We start from the raw sequence: 8,642 nt of genomic DNA on the forward strand, positions 1-8,642 counted from the left end.
GAACGTGATCCGCTCGCCGCTGCGCCGTCTCCCGCCATGATGGCCGGTGGCCGACGCAGGCGTCCGCAGCCCAAGACGAAAACAATGAACATGACAAGCATTGAACCGGCGGAAAAAGGTCGACGCGCTTTCTCGCACGTGCTGGAAAAACTGCGCGAGATGGTGATCTCCTATGAAATCAAACCCGGCGAGCGCCTTAACGAGGTCGCCCTGGCCGAACGCCTGGGCGTCAGCCGCACGCCGGTGCGGGAGGCCCTGCACCTGCTTGCGCGCGATGGCTTCCTGGCGGAAGCCGGTCGCGGCTACATACGGCGCCAGTTGAACGTCAAGGAAATGATCGATCTCTACGAGACCCGCGAAGTGCTGGAGATCGCCTGCCTGCAGCTGGCCTTCGAGCGCGCCAGCCCGCAGAAGCTGGACGCGCTGGAGGCATTCCTGGGGGAAAGCCGCGGCAAGTCGCCCGACTTGCCGGTCACGGAACTGGTGCACCTGGACGAGACCTTTCACCAGATGCTGGCGGAGATGTCGGGCAACCAGGAATTGCAGCGGGTGCTGGACAACGTGAACGAGCGCATCCGCTTCATCCGTTGGATCAACATGGAGCGCGTCGGACGCGACAAGACCCAGGCCGAGCATGCGGCGATATTGGCTGCCCTGCGCGCGGGCGACCTCAAGACGGCGCAGCAGAATCTGCGCAGCCATATCTCCAAGCGCACCGAACAGATCAAGGAATCGATCGCGCAAGGGCTGGCCCGGATCTACCTTGACGGCGCCGAGGACCGTCACGACGCCTGAAACCCTACAGCCGCCGCGTTTTGGGTTCTAATCCGGCTGAGCCGAAATACGCCAACACGCCGGCCGCAGCTTGCGGCCCGCCAGACCGGGGAAAAAAATGAGAACGTCCTTGCTTTTCGTGGCCGCCATCGTGACGGGCTGCGCCAGCAGTTCCGGCGACCTGCTGACCGAGTCGAAGGTGGCAGCCATCAAGCTCAACGTTACGACCTACGACGAGATGCTGCGGGACTACGGCCCGCCACGTTCGCAGAGCGTGAATCGGGACGGACTGACCACGGCGACCTGGTTCTATTTCAACAACAGCGCCTATGGCGCGATGGACAACCAGCAGACCTTGACGGTGATCTTCAACAAGGACCGCACGGTGAAGGACTACGTGAACGCGTCCGCCGGGTCGGGCAAGAACCGGTAAACCGGCAGGGGCTGCGGCCCGGGCGGTCAGAGCACCAGCTTCAGCCCGATGGCGAACATGGCCGCGGCGACGCAGCCATCCAGCACCCGCCAGGCATTGGGATTGGCGAAGATGGGCCGCAGCAGGCGCGCCCCATAGCCCAGGGCAAAGAAGAAAGCGAACGAGGCCGAAATCGCGCCCAGCGCGAAGGCGGTCTTGTGGCCGTCGTACTGGCTGGATACCGACCCCAGCAGGACCACCGTGTCCAGGTACACGTGGGGATTGAGCCAGGTCAGGGCCAGGCAGGTCGCCAGCGCGGCGGCGCGTCCCACCGTCTGGGTGGATGACGGCGTCAGGCTGTCATGGCGGGCGCGCAGCGCCGACCGCAGGCTGCGCGCGGCGTAGGCGAACAGGAACAGGGCGCCGCCATAGCGCAAGGCGGGTTCCAGCCAGGGCAGGGCGCCGACCGCCAGGCCGAAACCGGCCACCCCGGCGCCGATCAGGATGGCGTCGGATAGGGCGCAGGTCAGGCAGACGGCAAAGACGTGCTCCTGGCGCAGTCCTTGGCGCAGGACGAACGCGTTCTGCGCGCCGATCGCCATGATGAGGCTCAGGCCGAGCAGGAAGCCGGGGATGTAGGCGGTGGTCATCGATACCCTTCAGGGAAGGGCGACAGACTAGCCTTTGCCAAAAGATTAGGAAAACTAATTATCCTAATCCATATTCAGTTTTGCTAATTTTCTAGACGCATTCCGCCGGTGAGAAGGAGCCGGCGATGGCGGCACGGGACCGGAGTGGTCCGATGCCGCCCGAAGCGTTGCGGTGAACTCAGCTGCCGCCCTGCTCGGCAGCGCGCAGGATGCCGTACAGCTTGTCCTTCAAGTGCAGTTTCTCCTTCTTGAGCACTTCGACCTCGTTGCCCGACGCCGGCTGGATGCCGGCCTCCATGTTCTTGATTTCCTGGTCCAGGTCGTTGTGACGCTGGAACAGCGCGGAGAAATGCGCGTTTTCGGATTTCAGTTGGGTAATGAGGTGACGGTATTCAGGGAACATAGGGGCCTCTTTAAAGAACCGGTTGATGGGCACTGCGGGGAACCGGGGAACCTGATGATCCATAAAGCTTTCGATTCCATGACACGCCAAGCCCGCGCCGTTGTCAACCGCCCGCGCGGCCGCGGCCACCCAGCGGATTGATGTCGCGCAAGCCCGGCCTGCACTGATTCTGTCGCGGCTGATCACCTTTGCTTACATGCAGATCCGTCCCCGGCGATACACTCGCTTCCCCGTGGTCTGCCATCAATTTGAAATGAATCAGCGCGCGTCCATCCTTCGCCAGGTCTTCGAGCTTTTCAAGCAGGACGGCAGGATCCACCCGGGAACGGGCATGATGAGCGGCGTGATTGCGCTGTTCCTGGCGATCCTGGCGGTGCTGGGCGTCCTGGCGTTCCACTTTCCCGCCTACCTCACCACGCCGGAGCTGCGCAGCTTCTATAACGTGGACGTGATGCGCGGCCTGCTGTTCGGGGCGCTGCTGGTGTCGGGCACGATCGCGCTGGCCAACACGGTGCTTGGCCGTCAGCGCTGGCTGAACATCGCGGCCTTCGTGCTGGTGTGCGGGGCGGTGGCCGCGGGCGGCAGCAACGTGGTGGTGACGTCGTCCAATACCGGCAACCACCCCTACCTGGGGCTGGACTGGTTCATCCTGGACTTGCTGGCTTCCAGCACCGTGTTCATCATTTTCGAGAAGCTGTTCCCCTTGTATCCAGGGCAACCGGTTTTCCGCGGGCAATGGCAGGTGGACATGAAGCACTTCCTGTTCAACCACCTGTCGGTGGGGGCGGTGCTGCTGTGCATCAACTTCTTCGTGCACCGGCTGTTTTCCTGGGCTGCCTACGAGCCCCTGCAGCAGGCGATCGTGTCGCTGCCTTATCTGGCGGAGCTGTTCCTGGCCGTGCTGGTGGCGGATCTGGTGCAGTACGCGGCGCATCGCGCGTATCACGAGGTGCCGTTCCTGTGGCGCATCCACGCGGTGCATCACAGCACTCGCACGCTGGACTGGCTGGCCGGTTCACGCCTGCATATCGTCGAATTGCTCATCACCCGGGTCGCCGTGCTGGGCGTGCTGTTCGCGCTGGGCTTTTCCAAGCCGGTGCTGGACGCCTACATCATCATCGTCGGCTTCCAGGCGGTGCTGATCCATTCCAATGTCAGGCTGCCCTGGGGCTGGCTGCGTTACATCATCGTGACGCCGGACTCGCATCACTGGCACCACTCGTCGGATACCGAGGCGATTGACCGTAACTATGCCGCCCACTTCTCGTTCATCGATTATGCATTTGGCACGGCGGTGCGCGGCGTGAGCAAGCGCCTGCCCGAGAACTACGGCATCCTGGACAATGACATGCCAGGCACCTTCCTGGCGCAGCAGGCCTACCCGTTCGTCCGCAAGAAATGAAACGGCGGCGCGCCCGATGCGCGCCGCCGCGGAGGATGCCGCAAGCCGGCTCAGCGCCTGGGCGCGGCCGGCGGGGGCATTACTTGCTGCCCTTGACGGTGGAGTAGGCCGCCATCAGGTTGCGGTAGTCGGGGATGTGGTTGGAGAACAGCGTCCCCAGGCCTTCGATGTCGTTGCGCCAGTCGCGGTGCAGCTCGCAAGCCACGCCGAACCAGCTCAGCAGTTGCGCGCCAGCCTGCTCCATGCGGCTCCAGGCGGCGTTGCGGGTCACTTCATTGAAGGTGCCGGACGCGTCGGTGACGACGAACACGTCGAAGCCTTCTTCCAGGGCCGACAGCGCCGGAAACGCCACGCAGACTTCGGTGACGACGCCGGCGATGATCAACTGCTTCTTGCCGGTAGCCTTGACGGCCTTGACGAAGTCTTCGTTGTCCCAGGCGTTGATGTTGCCCGGACGGGCGATGTAGGGCGCCTTGGGGAATTTGTCCTTCAGTTCCTGCACCAGCGGGCCGTTGGGGCCGTCTTCGAAGCTGGTGGTCAGGATGGTGGGCAGTTTGAAATATTCGGCCAGGTCGGCCAGCGCCAGGACGTTGTTCTTGAACTGGTCGGGCTGGAAGTCCCGGACCAGGGACAGCAGGCCCACCTGGTGGTCGACCAGCAGCACCGCGGCTTGGGTCTTGTCGAGTTTCACATAGGGCTTGGTCATTGCATACTCCATGAGGGAATTGCGCGCCTCGCGGCACGCGGAAAAAATCGGATGGCGACTTAGCGCTGGGAATCGAGCGTTTCGCCTTTCTGAATGACTTCCTGGGCCCGGTTGTAGCTTTCGATCAGCAACTGGTAGGGCGGGAAGATCTTGGTATAGACCTCGGCCCACTTGGCGGCGTCTTCGCGGTTCCAGGTCTTTTGCAGCTCGGCTGCGACGGCGCCCGTGTCCATGGGCACGACGCCGGCCTGCACCACGCGCGCCAGGGTGATTTCCTGGGCCATCTTGCTGTAGGTGCCCGAGGCGTCGACCACCACGAAGACCTTGTAGCCTTCGGCCACCGCGCTGATGGCGGGGAACGCCATGCACACGCTGGTGATGGTGCCGGCAATGATCAGGGTTTTGCGGCCGGTCGCCTTGACCGCCGCGACGAATTCAGGATTGTCCCAGGCATTGATTTCACCTTTGCGCGCGACATATTTCGCGTGCGGGGCGTTTTCGTGGATTTCCGGTATCAGGGGGCCGTTGGGGCCTTGCGGCACGGAGGCGGTGGTGATGACAGGCAGCTTTGCCAGGGTGGCCATGGAGGCCAGCGCGCCGGCCAGCGAGCGTAGCTCGGTCATTGGCATGTCGGCAACCGTCTGGAACAGACCGCTTTGATGATCGATCAGCAGCATGGCGGCATCGTTGGGATCGATGACGGGGCGCTGGCCGTTGAAGTTGGCGGGGACGCTCATGGTGTGCTCCAGGTGAGGTGGGGCTAACCATGCTAGGAGCAACGCGGGCTGCTGGGTAGGCGGGGAAAATGGGTTTCTGCGTCCCACTCGTCGAACGCTGGCCCAGCCCTGGAGCTACTTCAAGGTGGGCAGCTTGTGGCGCAGCTGCGTGTCATGTTCGCGCTTGGCCACTTCCTGGTATTCCGAACTGAGGAAGTCCAGCAGTTCCCGCACGCCGGGCAGCAGGCCGCGGCGCGACGGAAAAATGGCGTGCACGCTGCCGGCCTCCGGCTGCCAGGGAGCGCCTACGTCCACCAGGGTGCCCGCGTCCAGTTCGTCGCGGATCATCAGCAGGGGCAGGGCGACCACGCCCACGCCGCGCAAGGCGGCCTGTTTCAGGGCCAGCATGTCGTCCGTCACCAGGCGCGGCGTGAACGGCACGACGATGCGCGCGCCGTCCGGCCCGTCCAGCCGCCAATGGGATTCGCGCTGTTCGGTGCCCAGCGCCAGCGTGGGCAATTCGCTCAGGGCGTGGGGATCCGCGGGCAGCGCGATGCTGCGCGCCAGCGCTGGACTGGCCACCAGGCACTGGCAGCTCATGCCCAGGGGCTTCATGATGAGGTCGCTGCTTTCGATGGGGCCGAAGCGCACGCGCACGGCGATGTCGAAGCCCTCGCGCAGCACGTCCACCGGCCGGCTGAAACTCTTCAAGTAAACGTGGACCTTGGGGCAGCGGACCATGAAGCGGGCCACCAGATCGCCCAGGAAGTAGTAGATCAGCGCGGGCGGCGCGCTCATGCGTATCGTGCCTTGCGGCTCGGCCCGGGTGCGGTCGATGACTTCCTGGGCCGCTTCCGCGCCCGCCAGCATCGACAGGCATTGCTCGTAATATTCCTGACCCAATTCGGTCACGGCGAAGCTGCGCGTGGAACGTTGGATGAGCCGCACGCCCAGCCGGTCTTCCAGCAGCGCGATGCGCCGGCTGAGGCGGGACTTGGGTACGTCGAGCGCCCGTCCCGCAGGCGCGAAGCCGCCATTCTTGACGACCTGGACGAAGTAATAAAGGTCATTCAAGTCGTGCATCGCGCTTCCCCCAACTGTTCTGAAAATAGGACGTCAGAGGGGGAGCATATAACGGCAGCGGTACTGCGCGGGCAGGTTTTCTTTTACATTTGAGCCTATCCTCAGGAGCCACCATGCCAGCTTCCGACCCCGCGGCGCTCGCGCGCGAAATCAAGGCGGCGCAGGATCATGCCGCTTACCTCGCGCCGCCCACGGCCAGGCGGCCGCGCTTCGATCTGGACTCCGCCTATGACGTGGCCGCGCGGATCCACCAGGCGCGGCTGGCGGAAGGCGCGCTGCTCGTCGGCCGCAAGATCGGGTTCACCAATGCCGCGATGTGGGCGGCGCTGGGCGTGGACTTTCCGGTATGGGGGCGCGTCTATGAGCACAGCGCGATCTACGACGACAGCGGTGAGGTCCATTGCCGCCTGGGCCGCTATGTCGAGCCGCGCATCGAGCCGGAGATCGTGCTGCACTTTCATGCCACGCCGCCGCAGACGCGGGATCCGGCCGCAATATTGGAGTGCGTGGACTGGATTGCCCACGGCTTTGAGCTGGTGCAATCACACTATCCCGCCTGGCAATTCCAGGCCGCCGACACCGTGGCGGACAACGCCTTGCATGGTGCGCTGTTCGTCGGGCCGCTCATGGAGCCGGCCGAGCTCGGACCGGGGCTGATCGAACGGTTGGCGAACTTCCGGGTGGACCTGTCCTGCAACGGCGTCCTCCGCGAAACCGGGGCTGGCGCCAATGTGCTGGGCAGTCCGCTGGCGGCGCTGGCCCATCTACTGGCGGTAGTGGCGGAGCGGCCGGCCGACGAGGCGATCCAGGCGGGCGAACTGGTCACGACCGGCACGCTGACCAAGGCCTGGCCGGTGCATCCGGGCGAAACATGGAGCACCACGCTGACCGGCATCGGCCTGCCGGGCTTGCGTATCGTGTTCGACGAATGACTGCGGGCCGGCCGGCCCGAAAACCTAGGCGCTGGCGCGCTGGTTGAGCGTCAGCGGAAACACTTCCTGGCGCGCTGCAGGCGCGCCGCCATTCAGGCGCTGCAGCAGCAGTTCCCCGGCGCGCGCGCCAAGCTTGCGGCTGTCCACGCCTATGGTGGTCAGGCCCGGCTCGATTTCGCTGGCGATGTCGGTATCGCCGAAACCCAGGATGGCGACGTCGCGCGGAATGGCGAGTTGGCGGTCGCGCGCCTCGAACAGCGCGCCCACCGCCAGCAGGTCGTTGGCGCAGAACACGGCGTCGAAGGCCTGGCCCATGGCGAGCAGGCGGGTGAAGGCCGCGCGTCCGTCGGCGATGGTCTGCGCATTGTCCACGGCCAGTTCGGCCACCACCTGCAGGCCCAGCTCGGTGGCGGCGGCGTTGAAGCCCTGGCGGCGCAAGTCGCCACGGCCGCCCTGGCGGGCCACGAAGGCGACGCGCCGGTAGCCGCGCGCGGCCAGGTGGCGCGCGGCCATGACGCCGCCGTCGTAGTTGGAAAAACCCACCAGCATGTCGATGGGATCGCGCGGATAGGCCCAGGTCTCCATGATGGGGATGCCCAGCTCGCGCAGCGACTGGCGGTTTTCCTCGAGTTCGATGACACCGGTGAACAGCACCGCCGCCGGCCGCAAGGCGCGTAGCGACGCGATCATGCTGGTTTCCTTGGCGTAGGAATACGAGGTCTGTCCCACCATGAGCTGGTAGCCCTGCGGTTCCAGCACTTCGGCGCAGCCCTGCACCGCCAGCGCGAACTGCTGGCTGAGGATGTTGGAGACGAAGGCCGCCACCACGCTGGACTGCCCGGAGCGCAAGGCCCGCGCATGCGGATTGGAGGCATAGCCGGTCTGCGCCACCACCTGGAGGATGCGGTCGCGCTTTTCCTGCGCCACTTTCTCGGGTTGGCGCAAGGCCCGCGACACGGTGATGGGCGACACCCCGGCCAGCCTGGCCACTTCCTCGATGCGCGGCGGCTTCGCGGGGGCGGCCGCGCGCGCGGGCGCGGCGGCGCCCTCGGGACGCACGCGCAGCACGTCGTCATAGGTGGGGGCGGAAGGAGGCGCGGGCCGGTGGGTCATGCGATTTCTTCTGATTGTTCCGGGGTCAGGCGGCAGCCGCCAGGATATCAGCCTGGCCGACCGGACGCGCAACCTGGATCAGGCTGTCGCCGGATTCGCAGTCGGTATGCAGGCGTCGGGAAATGACGATGCCCGACTGCTGGAAGCGCAGGGTTTCCTCTTCCGCGTCCAGCTGGTTGAGGTCGTGGTAGTAGCCGGCGACATCGCCCTTGTTGACAGTCGCACCGATGTCGACCGCCGGCTCGAACCAGCCGCGGCGAGTGGCGAAGATGTTCTGCTCGTGGCTGTCCAGCTCCAGCAGCTGCATGGCGGGCGCGCCGGGCGCGTGCGGGCCGAGCAGCGGTGCGTCGGTCACGCCCAGCTTCTGCAGCAGATTGTCGATGGCGCGCTGGGTGGCGGCCAGCGTCGCCGGCGTCAGCGTGCCGCCGCCGCCGAATTCGCCGCTGATGCC

The 8,642-nt window shown here is 65.3% G+C and carries 10 protein-coding genes and 1 pseudogene; 4 read left to right on the plus strand and 7 right to left on the minus strand.

Translation table 11 applies throughout. The features are described 5' to 3' along the window. The first annotated feature begins 84 nt into the window (after positions 1-84). Together WBB14_RS04580 and WBB14_RS04585 are read left to right on the plus strand one after the other, a co-directional pair. The gene (locus tag WBB14_RS04580; RefSeq protein ID WP_424238759.1) at positions 85-795 is read left to right on the plus strand and encodes a GntR family transcriptional regulator; all 711 of its coding nucleotides are present in this window, start codon (positions 85-87) and stop codon (positions 793-795) included. 97 nt (positions 796-892) lie between these two features. Continuing rightward, entirely contained in the window at positions 893-1,207 is a 315-nt protein-coding gene (locus WBB14_RS04585) for a hypothetical protein (protein WP_424238760.1), read from the plus strand. A 26-nt stretch (positions 1,208-1,233) separates the two neighbouring features. Here WBB14_RS04585 and WBB14_RS04590 read toward each other — a convergent pair whose 3' ends face one another. After that, the gene (locus WBB14_RS04590) at positions 1,234-1,836 is read right to left on the minus strand and encodes a LysE/ArgO family amino acid transporter (RefSeq protein WP_424238761.1); all 603 of its coding nucleotides are present in this window, start codon (positions 1,834-1,836) and stop codon (positions 1,234-1,236) included. Positions 1,837-2,014: 178 nt separating this feature from the next. After that, on the minus strand, positions 2,015-2,239 hold the full coding sequence (locus WBB14_RS04595) for a YdcH family protein (protein ID WP_424238762.1): 225 nt from the start codon (positions 2,237-2,239) through the stop codon (positions 2,015-2,017). 253 nt (positions 2,240-2,492) lie between these two features. On the opposite strand from WBB14_RS04595, the gene WBB14_RS04600 reads away from it, so the two are divergent. Then, entirely contained in the window at positions 2,493-3,641 is a 1,149-nt protein-coding gene (locus WBB14_RS04600; RefSeq protein ID WP_424238763.1) for a sterol desaturase family protein, read from the plus strand. Positions 3,642-3,720: 79 nt separating this feature from the next. Here WBB14_RS04600 and ycaC read toward each other — a convergent pair whose 3' ends face one another. From ycaC to WBB14_RS04615, 3 genes are all read right to left on the minus strand, one after another. Further along, a complete protein-coding gene (ycaC, locus tag WBB14_RS04605; protein ID WP_332011956.1) occupies positions 3,721-4,347 on the minus strand; it encodes an isochorismate family cysteine hydrolase YcaC in 627 nt (208 codons plus the stop codon). 59 nt (positions 4,348-4,406) lie between these two features. Continuing rightward, positions 4,407-5,084, minus strand: a complete 678-nt coding sequence (locus tag WBB14_RS04610) for a hydrolase (RefSeq protein WP_424238764.1) — start codon at positions 5,082-5,084, stop codon at positions 4,407-4,409. A gap of 114 nt (positions 5,085-5,198) precedes the next feature. Further along, on the minus strand, positions 5,199-6,146 hold the full coding sequence (locus WBB14_RS04615) for a LysR substrate-binding domain-containing protein (protein ID WP_424238765.1): 948 nt from the start codon (positions 6,144-6,146) through the stop codon (positions 5,199-5,201). Positions 6,147-6,259: 113 nt separating this feature from the next. Between WBB14_RS04615 and WBB14_RS04620 the strand changes: the two genes are divergently transcribed. Next, positions 6,260-7,078, plus strand: a complete 819-nt coding sequence (locus WBB14_RS04620) for a 2-keto-4-pentenoate hydratase (protein WP_424238766.1) — start codon at positions 6,260-6,262, stop codon at positions 7,076-7,078. 24 nt (positions 7,079-7,102) lie between these two features. On the opposite strand, the gene WBB14_RS04625 is transcribed toward WBB14_RS04620, so the two are convergent. Together WBB14_RS04625 and WBB14_RS04630 are read right to left on the minus strand one after the other, a co-directional pair. Then, entirely contained in the window at positions 7,103-8,191 is a 1,089-nt protein-coding gene (locus WBB14_RS04625; protein ID WP_424238767.1) for a LacI family DNA-binding transcriptional regulator, read from the minus strand. Between the two features lie 25 nt (positions 8,192-8,216). Further along, positions 8,217-8,642, minus strand: a pseudogene (locus WBB14_RS04630) (deacylase); the annotation flags it as partial.

The sequence above is a fragment of the Achromobacter sp. genome (assembly GCF_049647645.1).
Taxonomy (GTDB): domain Bacteria; phylum Pseudomonadota; class Gammaproteobacteria; order Burkholderiales; family Burkholderiaceae_B; genus Achromobacter.